This window comes from Paraburkholderia sp. J12, from assembly GCF_905220215.1.
Lineage (GTDB): Bacteria > Pseudomonadota > Gammaproteobacteria > Burkholderiales > Burkholderiaceae > Paraburkholderia.
The window spans coordinates 223,272-242,900 of sequence record NZ_CAJMZC010000004.1; the positions used below are offsets into that span (position 1 = coordinate 223,272).

Sequence of the window (19,629 nt, forward strand, 5' to 3'; positions counted from 1 at the left end):
AAAGCACTAACTCTGGTCGACAGCTTTGCATGGGACCGGAGTAAGTGCTAAAGCACTAACTCCGGTCGACAGAGGAGAACATCTTGAGCCGCATCGACAATCCCCAACACGACCAGGAAGTCGGCTACGCCGACGCCACCGAGGATTCCACCCGCATCGACGACGTGCGCATCGGCGCCGTGCGTCCGCTCATCTCGCCGGCGCTCCTGCTCGACGAACTGCCGGTGCCCTCGCGTACCCAGACGCTCGTGGAAACGAGTCGCGCGCAGATTGCCGAGGTCCTCAAGGAACGCGACGACCGTCTCGTGATCGTCGTCGGGCCGTGCTCGATTCACGACCACGACCAGGCGCTCGAATACGCGAAGCTCCTCAAGGCCCGTGCCGACGCGCTGAAAGACGATCTGCTCGTGGTGATGCGCGTGTACTTCGAAAAGCCGCGCACGACCGTGGGCTGGAAGGGCTATATCAACGACCCGCGCCTCGACGGCAGCTTCCGCATCAACGAGGGTCTGCGCGCCGCGCGGCAACTGCTGCTCGACATCAACGCGCTCGGGTTGCCCACGGCCACCGAATTTCTCGACCTGCTGAGCCCGCAATACATCGCGGATCTCGTCGCGTGGGGCGCCATCGGCGCGCGCACGACCGAGAGCCAGAGCCACCGGCAACTGGCCTCGGGGCTGTCGTGCCCGATCGGCTTCAAGAACGGCACGGACGGCGGCGTGCAGGTGGCCGCCGACGCCGTCGTCGCCGCGCGCGCGAGCCACGCCTTCATGGGCATGACGAAGATGGGCATGGCCGCGATCTTCGAAACGCGCGGCAACGACGACTGCCACGTGATCCTGCGCGGCGGCAAGACGGGGCCGAACTACGATCGCGCGTCGGTGGCCGCGTGCTGCGAAGCGCTCGCGAAGGCGGGCTTGCGCGAGCAGGTGATGATCGACTGCTCGCATGCGAATTCGAACAAGGCGCATCAACGCCAGATCGACGTGTCGCAGGATATCGCCTCGCAACTGGCCGAAGGCGAGCGGCGCATCGTGGGCGTCATGATCGAGAGCCACCTCGAAGAGGGGCGTCAGGATCTCAAGCCGGGCGTGCCGCTCAAGCGCGGCGTGTCGATCACCGATGCCTGCATCAGCTGGGCGCAGACCGAACCGGTGCTGGAGACGCTGGCCGAAGCCGTGCGCGCGCGCCGGGCGCGGCGCGGCTGATCTACGGCCGATCCGCCGCGGGTCGAGGGTTATTGGGCGGCGGCGCGCAGGCCGTCGGCCGGCTGGCGGATATCCTGGGGCGCCATGCCATAGGCACGCCGGAACGCGCGCGTGAAGTCCGAGGCGCTCTTGAAGCCGAGCGACCAGGCGATGTCCTGCACCGCAATGCCGGGCCACGCGACGAGTTCCTCGGCGGCGCTGCGCAAACGCAGATGGCGGATATAGGCGCCCAGCCCCCCTTCATGCTGGAAGAGGCGATAGATCGTCGGCCGCGAGAGGCCGAGCGTTTCCACCACGCGTTCGGGTGACAGGTCGCTGTCGTGCAGATTCGCGTGCACGTAGCGGCGCGCCGCGTCGAACGCCATCGCCCGCGCGAGCGCACGCGGGCTGCCCTTCAAACCCGCGTCTTCGGCAAATGCGTCCGCAATCAGCAGCACGATTTCGCGCAGCGTGCGGTGGGCGCTCTCGGGCGTCATCCAGGGGATCTGCGCCGAAAACGACATCACGCGGCCCACCAGATAGCGCACCGCCGGCAGGTACGGCGAAAGCTTGCGCCCATGCAGGGCGGAAGCGTCGGGAAACACGTCGCGCAGCATGTCGCGCGGCAGGAAGATCGTGACGTGCCGGCACGGCTTGCGCTTGAAGCGCACGGGCTGATCCAGGTCGACCGCGAAAATGCCGCCTTCGAGCGCGGTATCGGCGCGCTTGCCGGGAAACTCGAGTTCGCTGCCGGGCGCGGCCTCGAAAAACACATGAAAAACGATGCTGCGCGCGTTGTCCTGCGAAATCCGCGCGATCGTGCGGTCCTGCGTGATGCGGTCGGTATGGCAGTCCGCGAAGAGGAATTCGCCCACGGCATAGCGATCGATCCAGCCGCGAAACGGCCTGCCGAATTCGTCGCGCGTGGGCAGGAGATCGACCACGCCCACCATGCGGTCGAGCCAGGCGTGAAGCTGGCGGTCGACGGGCAGGGCGCACACGTCGAAACGCTGGTGCGCGATTTCGAGGCGCGGGATCCCGTCGAGAGCAACCGGCAAATCCTGAAAGTGCGTCTTGACGGTGGCCATGGTGAAAATTCGGTGGATCGGGGGGCGGAGCGAATACGTCTTGCAGTAAATAATATGACGAAATTGCGCGCCGTCAGAAAGCCCGGCGGCTCTCCGTGGCGTGCGCGACACACGCCGAAACACGCCAACCCCGGCCCCGGGGGCGTCAGCGCACGGCGTGATCGCGCAGTCGGAATGCCGCCACGGCTTCGCGCAAGGCACCGGCCTGCTCGGCGAGCGCGTGGGCGGCGGCCGAGGCTTCCTCCACCAGCGCCGCGTTCTGCTGCGTGACTTCGTCCATCTGCGTGACGGCAATGCCGACCTGCTCGATGCCCGCCGTCTGCTCGCGCGAGGCGGTGGAAATTTCCCCGACGATGGCCGTCACGCGATGCACCGACTGCACGATCTCGTCGATGATCTGTCCCGCGCCGGAGACGAGCGACGAGCCCGTTTCCACGCGCTGCGTCGACTGGACGATCAGCTCCTTGATCTCGCGTGCGGCCGAAGCGCTGCGTTGCGCGAGCGTGCGGACTTCGCCCGCCACCACCGCGAAACCGCGGCCCTGTTCGCCTGCGCGCGCCGCTTCCACGGCGGCGTTCAACGCGAGGATGTTGGTCTGGAACGCAATGCCGTCGATCAGGCTGATGATTTCGCCGACCTTGTGCGAGCTGTCCGCGATGGCCTGCATGTTCTCGACGACTTCGCGCATCACGGCGCCGCCGCGCGTGGCGGTGTCGGCGGCCGTGCCGGCGAGCGACGAGGCGTGTTCCGCGTTCTCGGCATTCATGCGCACGATGGAGGTGAGTTCCTCCATGCTGGCGGCGGTTTGTTCGAGCGAGGCGGCCTGTCCTTCGGTGCGCGCCGAAAGGTTCAGGTTGCCGGCGGCGATCTGCGCGCTTGCCGACGCCACGCCCACCGCGTTGCCGCGCACTTCGCTCACCACGTGCGCGAGGCTCGTCTGCATCTGCGAAAGCGCTTCGAGCAGTTCGGCGGTTTCGTCGTCGCCGCTCGAATGGAGGTCGGTGGAGAGATCGCCTTGCGCCACTTCGCGCGCGAAACGCACCGCGCGGGCGAGCGGCCGCGTGACCGTGCGGCTGAACATCACGCCGCCGGCCAGCGCGAGCGCGAACACGCACACCATGAGCGCGGCGCTGATCTGCGTGGCGCGCTCGGCCTCGATGGCGGCCTCGCCTGCGACCCGCGCGTTGTCGGCGGCGATCTTCTGCGCTGCGCGGTCGAGCAGATCGGCGGGCGCGCGGTCCACGCCCGCCACCTGGGCGTCGCCGGCGGTCGGGTCGAAGCCCGCGGCCTTGAACGCATCGAAACCCTTGCGATACCCCTGACCCATCACGGCGTGCGCATCGGCAAACTGTTCGATCAGGGTGCGGGCTTCGCCCGGCGGGAGTTTCTGTTCGAGCGTGGCGGTGAGCTCGTCGACCGTATGCTCGCGCGTCTGGAACGCGCTCCAGTAGTGATCGAGCTTTTGCGGATCCTTGCCGCGCAGCAGAGTGTCTTTCCACTCCTGCACCTGCAGCTTGAACGCAACGAGCGTTGCCGACGCCATGCGCTCGTTCGCGGCGGCATCCTGCACGGAGGTGCGATACGTATCGACGGCGTGATTCAGCATGTGAATGCCGTAGAAGGCACCCGCCGACATCAACGTAAGTGCGGCGCCGAAGGCGAGAGGAATCTTGCGACTAAGCTTCATGGGGGCAGATGCTAAGGAGGGGAATGGCGAACGACTTATCGATTCAGCATATCGGCCTGAGGCGGAGATTCTGAAGGGTTGGGGGCAAGATGTCGGCCGGCGCACGAGCGCCGCCTTCGGCAAAGGCAAACTCGTTCGCAGACCGGATCAAGTCTGGGAAATCTGAGAAATGGGGTCGGCAGGGGGCGGCAGCCGGATTGTGTCAGGCGTGTGAATCTGCGTCCGCCTTTGCGCAATCGTGCGCATCCGCATCGCGCCGGCGGCTGCTCGCGGGGCTTCGTGTTACGCGGTATTACGCCAGGGCCCTCTGGTAACGCCCCGTAAGCGGCAGGATCGAGGTCGCGATCTGGGCGGCGGCGTGCTCTGCTATGGTTCACGCGCATCCGTACTGTCGTTGCACCTTGCCATCATGTCCGTCGATCGTCTGTTTGACCTGGCCTCTTCGCATCATCGCGAAGGACGTCTCGATCTTGCCGAGAGCCACTATCGCGAAGTCCTCGGGAACGATCCCGAGCACTGGGGCGCGCGCTACGGGCTTGCGCAGGTGCTGATCCGCCGCGATCGCTTCGACGAGGCCATCTCGTGGCTCACGCCGCTTCTCAAACGGGAGGCGGGCGAGGGCGGCGAAGGCGACATCGCTGCGGTGTATCGGCAACTGGGGCTCGCCGAGGCGTGCGCGGGCCGCCCGGTGCGCGCGCTCGCGCATTTCGAGCGCGTGCTCGAACACGAACCGGACGATGCCGCCATCGTTCACCTCGTCGCCAATCTTCAGCAGGCGCTGGGTCTCGACCAGGCCGCCGATGCGAGCTACCGCCGCGCGCTTGCGCTCAAGCCGCTCATCCTGATTCCCGCCTCGGTCACGCCGCCCGACTTTCGGGTGCTGTTCGTGTTCGCGCCCGGCGCGGGCAATACGCCCATCGAATACCTCGTATCGAACGCGCGTTTCGAGAGCAACGTGGTAACAGTGCTGCCGGACATGGACTACGACTTCGAACGGCTGCGGGGTTATGCCGACGTGGTGGTCAATCTCGTTTCCGATGTCGATCGCGGACAAACCTCGCTGGGGCTGGCGGAGTCGTTCATCGACGGGTTGGGACGCATTGCCGTCAATCCGCCGCAACAGATCGCGCAAACGAGCCGCGAGGCCGTGGCGCGGCGCCTCGCCGCCGTGCCGGGCTGCCGCGTGCCGCAGACACGCCTGCATCCGGCCGGCGATCTGCACGCGATGACCGCCCAGGCCGCAGCGCTGCCGCCGTTCCCGGTGCTCGTGAGACCGGCGGGTACGCACGGCGGCGAAGCGTTCGAGAAGATCGAGGATCTCCCGCAACTCGAGGCGTTTCTGGCGAAGCACGTCGCCGGGCACTACTACCTCACGCCGTACGTGGACTATCGCTCGAACGACGGGTACTTCCGCAAGTACCGTTTCTTTTACGTCGACGACGAGATCCTGCCTTACCACCTGGCCATCGATCATCGATGGAAGGTGCACCACACCACGACGGGCATGGCCGATCAGCCGTGGATGCAGGCCGAAGAGCAAGCGTTCCTCGACGATCCCTGGCAAGTGTTCGGCGCGGCGCCGCGCGAGGCGCTGCGGGCCGTGCGCGATACGATCGGGCTCGACTATTTCGGCATCGATTGCGCGCTGGGCGACGACGGCACCCTCGTCGTGTTCGAGGTCAATGCGAGCATGCTGGTCCACGGCAACAACGCGCAGTTTCCGTACAAGACGGAAGCGGTGGAGCGCATCAAGCGCGCATTTCATGCCATGCTCGAAAAGCGGGTGCCGTCGCGCTAGTCGTTCAGTTCACGGCCATGGGCATGGCCGAGCGCAACGTTTCCAGCACTTCGCGCGCCTGCGCCAGTTGAGGGCGCAACGTGTCGCGAATCGGCGCAATCGGCATGCGCGTTTCTTCGGCGATGTGGCCGTCGAGCGCCAGCATCGCCTTGATGACCGAAGGGTTCGGCGCCGCGAAGAGCAGCTTCAGCACGGGGCGCAGGTCCGCGAAGATGCGGCAGGCCGTGGCGGCCTTGCCCGCCCGCATGAGCGTCGCTACTTCGACCAGCAGATCCGCGCAGACGTGTGCGCTCGCCAGAATGCCTCCCTGACCGCCCGCGGCGAGGCAATCGAGAAACGCTTCATCGGTGCCGCATAGCAGATCGATGGCGATGTTGCCGAGCGCGTCGAAGCGCTGGCTCACGCAGGCCTTGATGGCGACCACGTTGTCGAGTTCGGCGAGCCGGCGCACGGTGTCGGTTTCAATGGGCACGCCGGTTCGATGCGGCACGTCGTAGAGCACGACGGGGCGCCGCGTCGCTTTTGCGATCTGCCTGAAATGCCATTCGACGCCTTCCTGGTTCGGACAGAGATAAGCCGGCGCCGAAACGAGAAAACCGGCCACGTCCCAATGTTCGAACCGTTGCACCTCGTGCACGAACTCGCGCGTATTCATGCCGCCGACGCCGGCGAGCACGGGCAGGCGTCCCGCCACGACATCGGTGATCGCCTGCAACACGCTCGCGCGCTCGACATCGGAGAGCAACGCAGCTTCGCCCGTGGTGCCGAGCGCCACGATGCCGGCGATACCGCTTTCGACATAGTGCTCCGTGAGCGCCTGCAGCGCCGTCACGTCGACCTTGCCCGAACGGAACGGGGTGACGATCGGAAGCCAGATTCCTGAATACATTCAGTGTGCCTCTTCGCATTCGTGATAGTGGACGGCGCCGATGGTGGCCTCGGGCACGATGGAAAGCAGCGTGTGCAGGGTGAAGGTGAGGTCTTCGGGGGCGATGTCGAAACGCACGCGCACGCTTTCGCGAAAGACTTCGGTGTGGACGACATAGACGCCGAGTGGCGAGCGCAGAAGCGTGGCGAGATTGGCGCGGGGGACTTCGGGGGTGAGTCCCGTGAGGGCGATATCGAGGGTGGCGCGGGAGGCAGGGGAGGGTCGCGCCGGAAAGGCCTGCACACGCCGCGGACTGCCGGGATCCGGAATGACGTCGCGAAGGGCGACGATTTGCGCTGGGTTCATGCTACGCATGTTTTTTCGAAATGAGTCGAGGTAATGGCAGCGTATTCCGAACGGCGTAAATGCGGTGCAAAAAAACAGGCCATTGCGATATAGGCTTTCTCATTGCCCGGCCATTTACGTCTCATTGCGCTTTCTTTACGAAATTTTTGGACGGCCCCCGATATCATCGATAAACAGTTGAAACGCTGTCGTTGAAACGTTGTAGCGGGGCTGTGTCATGTCTACTTTTGCGTGCTTTACCCATCGATCCGATCTGCGCAAGCCGCACGACATCGGGTCGAAAATCGATCGCAGGCGCCATCGCATGCTGCGTATGCAGATACTCGTCATCGCGGCGACGCTCGTTGCCGGTATCGGCATTGCGTCGGGCTGGGCCGTGGTGGCGCTCGCTGCCTACGTGGCTTCGCTCGCGCCGCTGGTCGTTTTGTCCTGGTGAACCGGTCGAATCGGGAGAGGCCATGCCGTATGCCCGCTTATCGAGAGAAAAGTCGACGGAAAGCGACGAATGGGTCGTGCGGGATCAATCGGATATCGGCCGGCTCGTGATCCGTCCGTTCGACGAGGCGCGCGACTCGATGGCGCTCGTGACGAAACTGCTGCGGCGGGCGACCGCTTCGCAAGAGGCGGAGCGTGAGCTTCCGGGCGAACGCGCAGGCAGCGGTTATGCACGGCATCGCCATGCGCGGGAAGCGACGTGCTTCGTCGCCGAATGCGGCGGCCGGATGGCCGGAACGATCATGTTGCAGGGACCGGACCCGGCTTCGGCGTGCCCGCACTTCAGGCGTCCGGATGTTGCGACGCTGCACCGGTATGGCGTGGAGCCGTCGCTGCAGCGACGCGGCATAGGGCGCGCGCTGCTGGCGTTCGGCAATCGCTGGGCCGCGGCGCATGGTTATCTGCAGCTGGCGCTCGATACGCCCGTCACGGCGAAGTCGCTGCTCGACTTCTACCATGCCCAGGGCTTCAGCCTGATCGATACCGTCCGCTTTGCGGGCTGCGATTGCGACAGCGCCGTTTTCAGCCGGCCCACGCTGGCCGGCTGGCCGTGTTTTGCCACGTCACGCATGACCCATCGGGCGCGTGGCGGGCGATAGGAAGCCTATGTTTCGTGCTATTCAGGACACCCCACGCAGGCGGGCGCTGACCCGTATCGCGCTTTTGCTCGTATTCGTGAATCCGATTTTCACGTGCGCTTTTGCCTTTCTCGCCCATCAGAATCATCCGGATGTCGCGCTTGGCATCACGACACTTTTCAGCTTCGGGCTCTGTGCAATCCTGAGCGTCTGGGTCCGTTCCGATGCGAAACATGCCTGGCAGGATGCACGCGAGTCGGGGTTCGTGAGCCCCGGCGCGATCTGTCGTGGCGCGCTGGTGCGCATACGGCGGGATTGCCCGCGGCGCTGGCTCGTCGTGCTGTACGTGGAATTGCAGGGCGGACTCGCTGCGCCTGCATAAAACCGGGCTTTACGACCTTTTACCTGCATCGCGCAGCCATCCACGTAGCGGGCACGCCCGCGTGCTGGCCGTTTCGCCTCTTTCCTTCGAATTGTGCTTATTCCCGAATTCGAAATTCGGATAGTTAGGTATGCATAAAAAATAAGATCTTCACCTGGAGTAACACCATGTTTGAACTCAACAAGAACTACACCCGCGAATTCATTCACACGGCTTGCGGCGGCAGCAAGCAGGCCTTCCTGCCCACGAAGAACGGAAAAGTCGTGGCGGCCTGCCTGAGAGCCGACCTCAATCCGCAAGCGCCGGACGTCATCCTCTGCGACGGCAGTGCCTCGGCGAGGGCGGCTGGCAGGACGCTTTCGGGACAGCGCGACGCCATCCCGGTTTTCATCAAGAGGGAGACCGATGCGTTTCGCTTCGTCGGCCTCTTCACCGTGGGCGAATCGCTCGTTGCCCCGCTCGAGTGTGCGTCTTATGCGCGCAACAGCGGTTTCACGGCGGCGCAGGTGTCGCGCGTCCTCAAGATGAAGCGCTGCTAATGCGATTGCGCGACGGCCGGCGCTGCCTCGGGCCGCGCCGGCGCGTCGTGGCCGGTTCCCTTCACGTGCCCGACCCAGACCACGGTCACGAGCGTGAAGGCGGCAGCCACCCAGCCGTTGTAGCCGTATCCCGTGATCGTGCCGTTGGGCCCGCTCGCGAGCAGGAGGCCGCCGGCCCAGGCGCCTATCCCCATGCCGAGCGCCTGCACTGCGCTGTTGGCGCTCAGGAACGCGCCGCGCCGCTCGGGTTCGGGAATCGTCGTGAGCAACGCCTGCATGGGCACCATGCGTCCGGACATCACGACCATGAAGAACGCGAAGAACGCGACGAGGGCCGCGAACGGTAGCGCCGGCAGATGCGTGACGAAGAGCACCGGCACGAGCGAGACGACGGCGATGACGCGGAACATCTGGCGCTTGCCGTAGCGGTCCGCGAGCCGTCCCACCACGCGCGAAGTCAGGAAGGTAGCGGCGCCGCCTGCCATGTAGAGCCACGAGAGCTGGCGGGGCGCGACACCGTGATTCGCGACGAGCACGGGCGAGATGAACGGGATCACGAACATGTGCCCGGCCATCATCGTGAACGTCAGCGCGAACGCCTTGAGGTGACGCGGGAGCGTCAGCAGGCGCCCGAGCCGCGGCAGGATCTGCGAAAGCGGCGTGCGCTCGCCTACGTGCTCCGTGAGCGAGGGCACGACGCGCGTGCCGGCACACCAGATGGCGGCCGAAAGCGCCACTAGCAGCAGGAACGGTGCGCTCCAGCCGAAGCGCGCGCCCAGCAGCACGCCGGCCGGCACGCCGGCGATCGCGGCCATCGAGAACGCCGTCATGATGATGCCCGTTGCCGCGCCACGGCGCGTCACGGGAATCACGTCGCTCACGATCGCCATCACGATCGAGCCGAGCACGCCGCCCGTGAGGCCCGCGAACGCGCGCGCCGCGAGCAGCAGATGAAAGTTGCCGGCCAGCGCGCACGCGAGATTGGACAACGCGAAGAGCGCATACGCGACTTGCAGCAGACTGCGGCGGTCGAAGCGGTCGATATAGGTGGCCGCGAAGAGACCCGAAAGCCCCGAGCACAGCGAATAGACTGAAACGGCCGCGGCGAACTGCGTGGGCGTGATGCTGAACGCGTGCATGATCTGCGGGCCGAGCGGCATCATCACCATGAAGTCCATGATGACCGTGAACTGCGTGAGCGCGAGCAGCCACAACAGGGTGCGTTCGCGCAGGGGATTGAGCGTGGTTGTCATTGGAATGGTCTCGCTCCAGGAAGGCAGGCGCGGCCCTCGGGCCGCGCGTTGCATGGGTTGGTCGGATGTGGTCCGGACGTCGACCCGGACATCAATCGTCGATCGTTTCGTGGGCCGCCTGCGCGCCGCGCCGCCAGTAGGCGGAGGCGCGAATGCGCTGCTTGTCCACGCCGCGATCGTTCACGAGGTGCGTGCGCACGGCGCGGATCGCGGAGGCTTCGCCCGCGGCCCAGACGTAGCCGTTGCCGGGCGGCAGCCAGACCGCGTCCACGGCTTCGAGCAGCGGGTTTTCCGTCCCGGCTTCGTCGCGGTAGCACCAGACGGCGTAGAGATCGGTTTCGGTCGGCAGTTCGATGCGTGCCGCGCGATTCGCGACTTCCACGACCACCGCCACGCGCGTGCCGGCCGGCAGTTCGGTCAGGCGCCGCTGGATGGCCGGCAGCGCGGTTTCGTCGCCGATCAGCAGGTGCCAGTCGAAGCCGGACGGGATCACCATCGACCCGCGCGGGCCGCCGATGCCGAGATAATGCCCCGGCTGCGCATTGGCTGCCCAGGCGGTGGCGGGACCGGCTTCGTGCAGCGCGAACTCCAGATCGAGCTCGCCCGCTTCGGTGTCGAAACGGCGCGGCGTGTAGTCGCGCATCTCGGCGCGCGTCGCACCGTCCGGCACCACGGGGCCATCGGGGCCGGGCGTGGGCATGACGGGCTTGTCCGCGCCGTCGCGCGGGAAGAACACCTTGACGTGATCGTCGAACGACGCCGAGACGAAATCGCTCAGGTCGCCCGTGAGCGTGATGCGCACGAGCGCCGGCGAAAGCGGGACGACGCGCGAGACGCGCAACAGCCGGAACTTCAGCGGATGACGCACGCGGACGACTTCGAGGGCTGACGGGTTCTGCATGAATGACTCTCCGATGAAGACGGGCGGGTGGGACGGGCGGCGCGCCGGATCAGGCGCCGGCCGGGCTGCTTTTGTCGCCATTTGCGCCCTGTTCGATTTCTTGCGTTGCACGCACGAGGATGGCGGCGATACGGCGCTGTTCCTCGTGGGAGGCATCCGAGCGGCGAACGAGTGCATGCTTGAGCGCACGGCGTGCTTCGAGCAGCTCGCGCACCCAGCCGCCTTCGGTTTCGTCGGCCGGCTCCTGACCGGAGAAGGCGCGGCGCATCACGTCCATCTTGCGTCCGAAATGCGTGAGCTTCGCGAGGATGAGGTCGGCGCGTTCGCGGTTCGCGTCGAGATAAGTGTGGCCTTCCGCCGACAGTTCGTACTGCTTGCGGTTGCCTTCGAGCTTGACGTTCACGTAGCCGAGCTCTTCCAGATAGGTCAGGGCCGGGTAGACCATGCCGGGGCTCGGGCTGTAGAAGCCGTTCGAGCGCGCGTCGAGCGCCTTGATGAGCTCGTAGCCGTGGCTCGGGCGTTCGGCCAGCAGCACGAGCAGCATGAGCTGCAGGTCTTCGGACGTGAACTTGCGGCCGCGGCCGAAACCGTCGCCGTCGCCAAAGCCGCCGAAACCTCCGCCGAAGGGGCCGCCGGAACGCTCGCCCCAGCCGCCGGGGCCTTCGCCGTGCTGGCGATGGCGGCCCATGGCGTGCCAGAGGGCGTGCAGCGGGGAGATGCGCTGCAGGAAATCGCGGCCGTGGTCGTAGCCATGGCGGCCGCCGGAATGACGATGATGGTGGTGGTGGCGCATTTCGCCTCCTTCTTTAGTGTCGTAAAACATGTCTTAAGATATATATCGTAAGAGTGTTTGTCAAAGGGAAATTTGAGGGCGGGATCACCAGGAGATCACTGCGCGGTCGGTGGGGCCGTCTAGACGAAACCCGGCGATAACGGCGATGGCCGGGGGCATCGTCCTGTCCCGATGGCTTTTTTTTGTGCCCGGCGCGGACTATCGACGCGTTTGTTTAATTCAATCGACGCGCCATTGAATATTTGAGTGGTTTGAGCCGTTATCAGCGAGAGAAGGTGTGCCGTGGGACTGCGCATCACCGTGCCGCCAGACAAGAAGCGCCCATCACTCGCCTGATCCTGCCTCGATATGACCGCCGCGACCTCCGCAATTCTTTCGGGACTCCGCCTCGCCCGCCTCGGGGCAGCCCTCGTCATCGCGTTATGCGGAAACCACGTCCTGGCGTTCGAAGTCCATGTGCGCGACCAAAATGGCGCGCCGGTCGAAGATGCCGTCGTGTACGCTGTGCCGACCGATGGCCGGCTGCCGCACACGCGGCCCGTTCCCGCGATGATCACGCAGCAGAACAAGATGTTCATGCCGCTCGTCACGGTCGTGCAAAAGGGGGCTTCGGTCGACTTTCCCAATCACGATGACCTTGCCCATGACGTGTATTCGTTTTCCGAGCCGCAGCGCTTCGAGTTGAAACTCTATCGCGGGGCCACGCATCCGCTCGTCTTCGACAAGCCAGGGCTGGAAGTGATTGGCTGCAATATTCACGACACAATGATCGCGTATTTGCTCGTGGTCGATACGCCGTACTTCGCGAAAACCGATCGGGAGGGGAACGCGGTTCTGCCCGATCTGCCGCGCGGCAGCTATCGCCTGCTCGCATGGCACTACCGGCAGCAGAACCTGGAGGCGCGCAGCGAGCAGAAGATCCAGATGCCGTTGGCGGCGCCTCCGAGCTTTTCGTTACAGCTAGGCACACGCTAGCGAGCCCCCATCATCAGGAGCTGTTGTGCGCATTCGCAGGCTGCGGTCAAAAATATCGCTCGTATTCGTGTTGATGATACTGGCCGTCCAGGTCGCGGTGCAGTTCGCCGCCGGCGACGCGCTCAGTGCTGCTGCGCGCAACCAGGTGACGGAGCAACTGGACATCGGCGATCGCGTCTTCCATAAGGCGCTGCAATCCGAGGCGGAAAAACTGACCCAGTCAGCCGCGATCGCCGCCGCCGATTTCGGCTTTCGCGAGGCCGTCGCCTTGCACGACGACACGACGGTGCGCTCCGCGCTGCAAAATCAGCGCGAACGCCTCGGTGCCGATATCTCGATCCTGGTCGGGCCCGAGGGGCGTGTTGTTGCGAGTTCGCCGCCGGTCGCGGCGGCCGGTCAGCCGTTTCCGTATCCGGCGATCATCGGCGGAAAGACTCACGGCGTGACGCCGTTAATCGGCTTGCTCGACGGCCGACCGTATGAGCTCGTCAGCGTCCCGGTCAAGACGCCGCTTACCGTGGCGTGGATGGTGATGGGCTTTGCCATCGACGACACGCTGGCGCGCGATATGCACGATATCGCGGGGCTCGACATTTCGTTCATGGGTCTCGGCACCGATACTCGCTGGAAGGTCTTTGCAAGCTCGCTTTCGCCATCGAACCGTGCCTTGCTGGAAGCGGCCGGTGCAAACGCCGTCTTCGGTCACGCTTCCCGCCATGCGGAGCCGGTCATCAACGGCTACGACTCGCGCATCATCTGGCTGGCACTTGGGCATGCGCCGGTGGTGGCCGTCCTCCAGAAGTCGCTTGCCGAAGCCTCGGCGCCATTCCGCGATTTGCGCTCGACACTGCTGTGGCTCACGCTGGGCGGCATTGCGATTTCGATCGTCGGCGCGACCTTGATCGCGAGAAGCGTCACGAGGCCGTTGGGGGAGTTGACGCGTTTCGCGGAGCGGGTCGGACGCGGCGAATACGATGCCTCGATCGACATTCACAGCAGCGACGAGACCAGCGAACTTGCGGCGGCGTTCCGGCAAATGCGCGACGACATCGCGAAGCGCGAGGCCCGCATCACGGAGCTGGCCTACATGGACCCCCTGACGGGGCTGCCCAATCGCATTTCGTTCAACGAGTGGCTGCAGCGCGAAATCGACGGCGCATCCCGGGATGGCCGCGCTTTTGCGGTGATGCTGATGGATCTCGACCGCTTCAAGTACGTGAACGATACGCTCGGGCATCACGTCGGCGACCGGTTGTTGCGCGAAGTCGGCAAGCGTCTCGCCGATCGCCTGGGGAATTCGCGCGGCCGCGTCGCGCGGCTCGGCGGCGATGAATTCGCGATCCTGTTGCCGGGCAGCGAACTTGCCGGCGCGCAGCGCCACGCCGAGCAATTGCTCAAGGTGCTCGAAGTGCCGATGCTGATCGAGGGGCAGCCGGTGGACGTCGGCGCGAGCGTCGGCATGGTGTGCTTTCCCGCCGATGGCACCGACATGCATACACTGCTGCGCCGCGCCGACGTCGCGATGTATGCCGCGAAACAGGCCAACTCCGGCATTGGCATTTATGACCACGGCGCGGAACGTCATGGTCTGGAACGCCTGTCGCTCATGGGCGAGCTGCGTCGCGCAATCGAGAACAACGAGCTGCAACTCTATTACCAGCCGAAAATTGATCTCGCGGATAACAGCATGCAGCACCTCGAGGCATTGGTCCGCTGGAGACACCCGGAACGGGGTCTGGTTCCGCCGGGCGAATTCATTCCGTTTGCCGAGCAAACCGGCTTTATCCGTTCGATCTCGCGCTGGATTGCGGCGGAGGCGGTGTCGCAGAGCGTTCGCTGGCAGGAGCAAGGGCTCGCTGTCAACATCTCGATCAACTTCTCGGCGCGCGACCTGGCCGATCGCAGCACGCCCGACTGGCTTGCCGCGTTGCTGCGCGAGCACAACGTCGAGCCGGGCCGGCTGGGGATCGAGATCACGGAAAGTGCGCTGATGGACGACCCCGCGTATGCGCTCACGACACTGGAGCGGTTGCGCGCGCTTGGGATCCGCATGTCGATCGACGATTTCGGCACCGGCTATTCGTCATTGTCGTACCTCAAGCGGATGCCCGTGAGCGAGTTGAAAATCGACCGTTCGTTTGTGATCGGCATGACGCACGACGCGGACGACGCATTCATCGTGCGCTCGACCATTGCGCTCGCCCACAACATGGGACTAGTGGTCGTGGCCGAAGGCGTCGAGGACGAATCGACACTCGAGCAACTGCGCGCACTCGGCTGCGATATGGCGCAGGGGTATTACATCGGACGCCCGGTCGCCGCCGATGAGATCACGACATGGCTCGCGCGCTGGACCCGGAAGCTCGCCTCGATCGCATGAACTGCGGAGCCGCGCGCGCATCGCGGCGGGCAGTGTGCGCGACTCCGGAATATCGCGCTACAACGCAAAATTAATGAAAAGGGGCTCGACATGACTATCGTTCACCGCCTTATCGTCACCCTCGGGGTCGCGCTGTGCGCACTCGCGGCAGTCGGCGGATATGGACTGTATCAGCTACACGCTTCGTATCAGCGCATCGAAGGACTGGAGACGCAGACCATTCCGGGGCTTCGGGAAATCTCCCGCGCACTCGACGAAACGGGCGCCATGCGTTTCGCGGTCTATCGATATGTGGTGGACGGCGTCGACGATGCGACCCGCGCGGCGAGCGAGAACGAAGTCGACAAGGCCGATGGCGCCTTCGACAAGGCATTGGCCGATTACGAGGCGCACTACCTCAGTGACGAGGACGATCGCCGGATGCTGGAAACAGACCGGATGCGCATGGCGGCATACCGCGCCCAGCGCACGCTCTTTTTCCAGCGCATCCAGAGCGGCGACCGTGACGGGGCGCTGACGATGCTGCACGACGGCGGCGATGTCCACAACACGGCGCTCGCCGTCAATAACGCGCTCCATGCGCACGTGAACGAGGTCATCGATCGCGTGAACGCCGTGCGCGACGAGAATGCTTCGGCCTATCGGCTTGCGCTCGTGCTGATGCTGGGCGCAGTGGGTGCCGCGCTCATCGTCACGGGGTTGCTCGGCACGCATTTGTATCGCATCGTCAGTGTGGGGCTGGGCGGGTTGCGCGGTACGCTCGAAGCGGTCAGCCGTACGCTCGACCTGTCGCGGCGTATCCATGTGGAGCGCGAGGACGAGATCGGTAAAACCGCTATCGCCGTGAACAACCTGCTCGACCGGATGATGATGGTGGTGTCGGACGTGCGCGCATCGAGCGATACGGTAGGGGTTGCGTCGAAGCAGATCGCAGCGGGCAATCTCGACTTGTCCACGCGTACCGAAGAACAGGCCGCTTCGTTGCAGCAGACGGCGAGCAGTATCACCGATTTGACCGAGACCGTGCGTCGCAACGTTGACGATGCGCACGCGGCGAAGGCGCTGGCGAGCAGCTCGACGCGCATGTCGGACGAAGGCTCCAAGGCGGTGGAGCGACTCGTGGGCACCATGAACGACATCTCCGGCAATTCGGCGCGCATTGCCGAAATCACGTCGCTGATCGACGGCATTGCTTTCCAGACCAACCTTCTCTCGCTGAATGCGGCCGTCGAGGCCGCGCGCGCGGGCGAGCAGGGGCGCGGCTTCAGCGTCGTCGCCACGGAAGTGCGGAATCTGGCGCGACGGTCGGCAGATGCCGCGCGCGAAATCAAACATCTCGTCGACCGCTCGGTGGCGACCATCCGTTCGGGTTCCCAGCAAGCCGAAGAAGCCGGGCGCGCGACAGAAGAAGTGCGGCTTGCCATTCACCGGGTCGCAACCATCGTGGACGACATTGCAACGGCGTCGGACGCACAGAGACGCGGTATCGACGAAGTCAACCAGGCCGTTATCCAGATCGACAGCGTGACCCAGCAGAATGCCGCACTGGTCGAACAAGCGGCTGCTGCTGCGCGCTCGCTGGACGACCAGGTCGCGAAACTGAGCGATTCAGTTTCGCTATTCCAGATCGAGCGGGTTGGTGAAGCGGCAATCTAGCGTTGCTGCGTCGACCGGCATTCGCCCGCATTACCTTTTGAGTCTGAAAACGCTGTCGATCTCCACGGGGATGTTCATCGGCAGCGTCGCCACGCCAATCGCGCTGCGCGCGGGGAGCGCGTCCTGTCCAAAAAGGCCGGATAGCAAATCGCTCGCGCCATTCGCAACCTTCGGATGATCGGTGAACCCGGCGCAAGCGCGCACGTACACGGTCAGCCTGATGCAGCGCTCGATGTTTTCGAGCCCGCAGGCCTCTTCAAGGCAGGCGAGGATCATGAGCATGGTCAGTTTCGCGGCGTACTGTGCCTTCTCCAGTGGGATGTCTTCGCCCACGGTGCCCGTAAGCGGCTTGCCGCCTTCGAATGGTCCCAACCCCGATACGTAAATCTCCTGGCCCGATACCGACACGGAGCGGTACGACCCAAGCGGCTGTATGGGCGCGGGCAGTGCGAGGCCCAGCAAAGTGAGTCGTTCGGCAATGACGGTGTTCATCGATACTCCTGATGGAAACGGACCCGTGGGTCCCGGTTGAGGCAAGTCTTGCATTTCGTTGGCGGAACGGACGTGACGCTGCACGGCGGCGGGTGTTCAGGTGTGACATCGAATGACATTTTTCGTTGCACTCTGTATTGAATAGACCGCCTATATTCCACTTCGGCAGACGCTTTCCGCAGGGAGGCGCCGAGCTGCCGCGGCATTCGTCGCGAGCCGCAACACGGAATTTCCTTTAACCCACATCGCAGCGCAATGGGGCCTGAGAACCAGCCCGGAGCGCCGCTTTTTCACGTCCTGTCGCTCATGAAACCCGATTCATTCCGGTTGTCCATTTTATTCGTCATCCTGATGTTCTCGCTTGCCGGTTGCGTATTGATTCCGGGTGCGCCATCACTTCTGGGGTCGCTGACAAAGCACAACGCCACGAACACAAGCAAGCCGGCCGATACGCCGTCGCCGGCCAGCGCGCCGAATGAGGCTAGTGGCGTGATGCCTGCGACATCGAGCGATTCTGGCATGACCTTCAGTTGCGCCAGCTTGTGCTTTACCGATGGACACCCGGGCTGCTGCAAGGCGGGTAGCTGAGTCGCGACGTTATGCGGTGAAAAAAGAGGCGGGGAGTGTATGGCAGAAGTTCCACCGCCTCGAAGGCTACTGCTGAGGAAAAAATTTCGGACTACTATGATGATCGGTGTGGCATCGCAAGGCAACTGCGCGGAAACCTTAGTGGACCACAACGACACCGCGAGGCCAGTACCCTGCACGCACGGTGACAGCCGGATAGTACGGCGCGGCATAGACCGGGCGAACTGCAACAGGTAGCGGTGCGACGACGACAGGCGCGGGGGGAACGATGACCGGCGCCGCGACGACGACGGGTGGCGCGGCAACGACCACGGGTGCATAAGCGGGGACAACCGGCACGGCGGGCGCGACGGTGATGCCGACGGCTACGCCGGCAAACGCGGACCGCGCCAGCAACGCCAGCACCAGCCCACTTGCAGAAGCGATCAGATAACGCAGTTTCATCGCGGATCCTTGGTCAGGCAAAACAGGTTGAAGAGCCGGCAAACGCCGGCCTTGAACGAAAGCGTAGCCAGGGTGGCGATAAAAATCTGTCTGGAAAATATGTCATCCCGTTTCGCCTTACGGTCGTCGGGCCGTCTGCCTGTGTTGACATCGGTTGACACGAATTGCTAACAGCTATTGCCCCCAGGTTTTTCTACATTTGCGGCGTCGATTCGTTTTTCCCGCAAGAGGGCATTCATGAAAAACCTTGTTCTGGTAACGGCTTCGGCCTTGCTGACACTCTTCAGCCATGGTGCCGAAGCGCATCTCCTGGGCTATGGATCGGCGATCACGCCGGGCGGCGTTTATGGCGGCGCGCGCTTTGCCTCGTGCAGCGGAAACGCCTGCACCCATAGTGGCGGCGCGGTCGGGCCATACGGCGGGCTTGCCACGAATCACGGCACCGTTACGCGCACGGCACCCGGGCAATTCACCAACTCGGGGACGGCCGTCGGGCCATACGGCGGCCATTACACGCACAGCGGCACCACGGACTGTGCTGGCGGAACCTGTACGCACAACGGCAGTGTGACCGGTCCCAACGGTCATACGGCCAGTGCCTCCGATTCCGTCACCAGAACCGGGCCGGGACAGTTCTCGTCGTCGGGTACCGTTAGTGATGCGAACGGTACCTGGTCGCATTCCGGTTCGACCACCTGCGCGGGCGGGGCCTGCACGCGCACGGCCAGCGCCACGGGGCCGGAGGGCGGCACCGTGAGTCATACCACGACCGCTGTGCGCGTCGCACCGGGGGTCGTTGCGACATCGGGTAGCGCCACCGGACCGCATGGCGGCACGGTGGCGACCGGCGGCGTAGTGGTGACGGGGGCACCGCCTGTCGCTGTCGTGGTGCCGCCGCCCGCGATTGCCGTGGTTGCTGCGCCTGCGCCGGTTGTCGTGCCTGCGCCGACTGTGGCTGTCGCAGTGGCGCCAACCGTAGTGGCCGCCGCGCCCGCCGTGGTCGTGCCGGCGCCCGTGCCCGCTGTCGTCGTGTCTCCGCACGTCTGGGTGAGCGGTCACTGGGCGGGCAACGTCTGGGTGCCGGCTCACTGGTCCTGAATGACGGCTTCCTTTTTTTCTCACGTCTTCGAATAGCGTGCCGCTCCGGCGTGCATGCCTT

At 64.7% G+C, this 19,629-nt stretch carries 20 protein-coding genes; 10 read left to right on the forward strand and 10 right to left on the reverse strand.

The window, feature by feature from the left end:
* Positions 1-83: 83 nt before the first annotated feature.
* Positions 84-1,208, forward strand: a complete 1,125-nt coding sequence (locus tag U5760_RS12035; protein ID WP_322011995.1) for a 3-deoxy-7-phosphoheptulonate synthase — start codon at positions 84-86, stop codon at positions 1,206-1,208.
* A 29-nt stretch (positions 1,209-1,237) separates the two neighbouring features.
* Here U5760_RS12035 and U5760_RS12040 read toward each other — a convergent pair whose 3' ends face one another.
* Both U5760_RS12040 and U5760_RS12045 read right to left on the reverse strand, forming a co-directional pair.
* Entirely contained in the window at positions 1,238-2,275 is a 1,038-nt protein-coding gene (locus U5760_RS12040) for a helix-turn-helix transcriptional regulator (RefSeq protein ID WP_322011996.1), read from the reverse strand.
* Between the two features lie 145 nt (positions 2,276-2,420).
* Complete coding sequence (locus U5760_RS12045) at positions 2,421-3,962, reverse strand: methyl-accepting chemotaxis protein (RefSeq protein ID WP_322011997.1); 1,542 nt, start codon at positions 3,960-3,962, stop codon at positions 2,421-2,423.
* 409 nt (positions 3,963-4,371) lie between these two features.
* Between U5760_RS12045 and U5760_RS12050 the strand changes: the two genes are divergently transcribed.
* Complete coding sequence (locus U5760_RS12050) at positions 4,372-5,760, forward strand: tetratricopeptide repeat protein (RefSeq protein WP_322011998.1); 1,389 nt, start codon at positions 4,372-4,374, stop codon at positions 5,758-5,760.
* A 4-nt stretch (positions 5,761-5,764) separates the two neighbouring features.
* On the opposite strand, the gene dapA is transcribed toward U5760_RS12050, so the two are convergent.
* Both dapA and U5760_RS12060 read right to left on the reverse strand, forming a co-directional pair.
* The gene (gene dapA, locus U5760_RS12055) at positions 5,765-6,649 is read right to left on the reverse strand and encodes a 4-hydroxy-tetrahydrodipicolinate synthase (protein ID WP_322012000.1); all 885 of its coding nucleotides are present in this window, start codon (positions 6,647-6,649) and stop codon (positions 5,765-5,767) included.
* Positions 6,650-6,994, reverse strand: a complete 345-nt coding sequence (locus tag U5760_RS12060) for a hypothetical protein (protein ID WP_322012002.1) — start codon at positions 6,992-6,994, stop codon at positions 6,650-6,652.
* A 217-nt stretch (positions 6,995-7,211) separates the two neighbouring features.
* Between U5760_RS12060 and U5760_RS12065 the strand changes: the two genes are divergently transcribed.
* From U5760_RS12065 to U5760_RS12080, 4 genes are all read left to right on the forward strand, one after another.
* Positions 7,212-7,430 (forward strand): hypothetical protein, encoded by a 219-nt coding sequence (locus U5760_RS12065; protein WP_322012004.1) that lies wholly within the window; start codon positions 7,212-7,214, stop codon positions 7,428-7,430.
* Positions 7,431-7,506: 76 nt separating this feature from the next.
* Entirely contained in the window at positions 7,507-8,088 is a 582-nt protein-coding gene (locus U5760_RS12070) for a GNAT family N-acetyltransferase (RefSeq protein ID WP_322012005.1), read from the forward strand.
* 7 nt (positions 8,089-8,095) lie between these two features.
* Positions 8,096-8,449: a hypothetical protein gene (locus U5760_RS12075; protein WP_322012007.1), complete on the forward strand. Its 354-nt coding sequence runs from the start codon at positions 8,096-8,098 to the stop codon at positions 8,447-8,449.
* Positions 8,450-8,616: 167 nt separating this feature from the next.
* Entirely contained in the window at positions 8,617-8,988 is a 372-nt protein-coding gene (locus U5760_RS12080; protein WP_322012009.1) for a hypothetical protein, read from the forward strand.
* Here the strand turns inward: U5760_RS12080 and U5760_RS12085 are convergent.
* The 3 genes from U5760_RS12085 to U5760_RS12095 form a co-directional block, all read right to left on the reverse strand.
* Complete coding sequence (locus U5760_RS12085; RefSeq protein WP_322012011.1) at positions 8,985-10,241, reverse strand: MFS transporter; 1,257 nt, start codon at positions 10,239-10,241, stop codon at positions 8,985-8,987. The genes U5760_RS12080 and U5760_RS12085 overlap by 4 nt on opposite strands.
* 91 nt (positions 10,242-10,332) lie before the next feature.
* Positions 10,333-11,142: a siderophore-interacting protein gene (locus U5760_RS12090; protein WP_322012012.1), complete on the reverse strand. Its 810-nt coding sequence runs from the start codon at positions 11,140-11,142 to the stop codon at positions 10,333-10,335.
* Positions 11,143-11,191: 49 nt separating this feature from the next.
* A complete protein-coding gene (locus U5760_RS12095; protein WP_322012013.1) occupies positions 11,192-11,935 on the reverse strand; it encodes a PadR family transcriptional regulator in 744 nt (247 codons plus the stop codon).
* A 348-nt stretch (positions 11,936-12,283) separates the two neighbouring features.
* Here U5760_RS12095 and U5760_RS12100 point away from each other — a divergent pair, with 348 nt between their 5' ends.
* From U5760_RS12100 to U5760_RS12110, 3 genes are all read left to right on the forward strand, one after another.
* The gene (locus U5760_RS12100) at positions 12,284-12,910 is read left to right on the forward strand and encodes a methylamine utilization protein (protein ID WP_322012014.1); all 627 of its coding nucleotides are present in this window, start codon (positions 12,284-12,286) and stop codon (positions 12,908-12,910) included.
* Positions 12,911-12,983: 73 nt separating this feature from the next.
* On the forward strand, positions 12,984-15,290 hold the full coding sequence (locus U5760_RS12105) for an EAL domain-containing protein (protein WP_322012256.1): 2,307 nt from the start codon (positions 12,984-12,986) through the stop codon (positions 15,288-15,290).
* A 90-nt stretch (positions 15,291-15,380) separates the two neighbouring features.
* Positions 15,381-16,946, forward strand: coding sequence for a methyl-accepting chemotaxis protein (locus U5760_RS12110; protein WP_322012015.1), 1,566 nt, complete (start codon positions 15,381-15,383; stop codon positions 16,944-16,946).
* Between the two features lie 30 nt (positions 16,947-16,976).
* On the opposite strand, the gene U5760_RS12115 is transcribed toward U5760_RS12110, so the two are convergent.
* The 3 genes from U5760_RS12115 to U5760_RS12125 form a co-directional block, all read right to left on the reverse strand.
* Positions 16,977-17,438, reverse strand: coding sequence for a RidA family protein (locus U5760_RS12115; protein ID WP_322012016.1), 462 nt, complete (start codon positions 17,436-17,438; stop codon positions 16,977-16,979).
* A 290-nt stretch (positions 17,439-17,728) separates the two neighbouring features.
* The gene (locus tag U5760_RS12120) at positions 17,729-17,959 is read right to left on the reverse strand and encodes a hypothetical protein (protein WP_322012017.1); all 231 of its coding nucleotides are present in this window, start codon (positions 17,957-17,959) and stop codon (positions 17,729-17,731) included.
* Between the two features lie 205 nt (positions 17,960-18,164).
* Positions 18,165-18,470: a hypothetical protein gene (locus tag U5760_RS12125; RefSeq protein WP_322012019.1), complete on the reverse strand. Its 306-nt coding sequence runs from the start codon at positions 18,468-18,470 to the stop codon at positions 18,165-18,167.
* A gap of 237 nt (positions 18,471-18,707) precedes the next feature.
* On the opposite strand from U5760_RS12125, the gene U5760_RS12130 reads away from it, so the two are divergent.
* Positions 18,708-19,568, forward strand: coding sequence for a heme utilization protein (locus tag U5760_RS12130; protein ID WP_322012021.1), 861 nt, complete (start codon positions 18,708-18,710; stop codon positions 19,566-19,568).
* The last annotated feature ends 61 nt before the right edge of the window (positions 19,569-19,629 follow it).

What these genes read in the sequence shown, in the direction of transcription:
- U5760_RS12040 (WP_322011996.1), bottom strand. Translation starts at nt 2,275, where the DNA reads ATGGCCACCGTCAAGACGCACTTTCAGGATTTGCCGGTTGCTCTCGAC.
- U5760_RS12045 (WP_322011997.1), bottom strand. Translation starts at nt 3,962, where the DNA reads ATGAAGCTTAGTCGCAAGATTCCTCTCGCCTTCGGCGCCGCACTTACG.
- U5760_RS12050 (WP_322011998.1), top strand. Translation starts at nt 4,372, where the DNA reads ATGTCCGTCGATCGTCTGTTTGACCTGGCCTCTTCGCATCATCGCGAA.
- dapA (WP_322012000.1), bottom strand. Translation starts at nt 6,649, where the DNA reads ATGTATTCAGGAATCTGGCTTCCGATCGTCACCCCGTTCCGTTCGGGC.
- U5760_RS12060 (WP_322012002.1), bottom strand. Translation starts at nt 6,994, where the DNA reads ATGAACCCAGCGCAAATCGTCGCCCTTCGCGACGTCATTCCGGATCCC.
- U5760_RS12065 (WP_322012004.1), top strand. Translation starts at nt 7,212, where the DNA reads ATGTCTACTTTTGCGTGCTTTACCCATCGATCCGATCTGCGCAAGCCG.
- U5760_RS12075 (WP_322012007.1), top strand. Translation starts at nt 8,096, where the DNA reads ATGTTTCGTGCTATTCAGGACACCCCACGCAGGCGGGCGCTGACCCGT.
- U5760_RS12080 (WP_322012009.1), top strand. Translation starts at nt 8,617, where the DNA reads ATGTTTGAACTCAACAAGAACTACACCCGCGAATTCATTCACACGGCT.
- U5760_RS12085 (WP_322012011.1), bottom strand. Translation starts at nt 10,241, where the DNA reads ATGACAACCACGCTCAATCCCCTGCGCGAACGCACCCTGTTGTGGCTG.
- U5760_RS12090 (WP_322012012.1), bottom strand. Translation starts at nt 11,142, where the DNA reads ATGCAGAACCCGTCAGCCCTCGAAGTCGTCCGCGTGCGTCATCCGCTG.
- U5760_RS12095 (WP_322012013.1), bottom strand. Translation starts at nt 11,935, where the DNA reads ATGCGCCACCACCACCATCATCGTCATTCCGGCGGCCGCCATGGCTAC.
- U5760_RS12100 (WP_322012014.1), top strand. Translation starts at nt 12,284, where the DNA reads ATGACCGCCGCGACCTCCGCAATTCTTTCGGGACTCCGCCTCGCCCGC.
- U5760_RS12105 (WP_322012256.1), top strand. Translation starts at nt 12,984, where the DNA reads ATGATACTGGCCGTCCAGGTCGCGGTGCAGTTCGCCGCCGGCGACGCG.
- U5760_RS12110 (WP_322012015.1), top strand. Translation starts at nt 15,381, where the DNA reads ATGACTATCGTTCACCGCCTTATCGTCACCCTCGGGGTCGCGCTGTGC.
- U5760_RS12115 (WP_322012016.1), bottom strand. Translation starts at nt 17,438, where the DNA reads ATGAACACCGTCATTGCCGAACGACTCACTTTGCTGGGCCTCGCACTG.
- U5760_RS12120 (WP_322012017.1), bottom strand. Translation starts at nt 17,959, where the DNA reads ATGCCAGAATCGCTCGATGTCGCAGGCATCACGCCACTAGCCTCATTC.
- U5760_RS12125 (WP_322012019.1), bottom strand. Translation starts at nt 18,470, where the DNA reads ATGAAACTGCGTTATCTGATCGCTTCTGCAAGTGGGCTGGTGCTGGCG.
- U5760_RS12130 (WP_322012021.1), top strand. Translation starts at nt 18,708, where the DNA reads ATGAAAAACCTTGTTCTGGTAACGGCTTCGGCCTTGCTGACACTCTTC.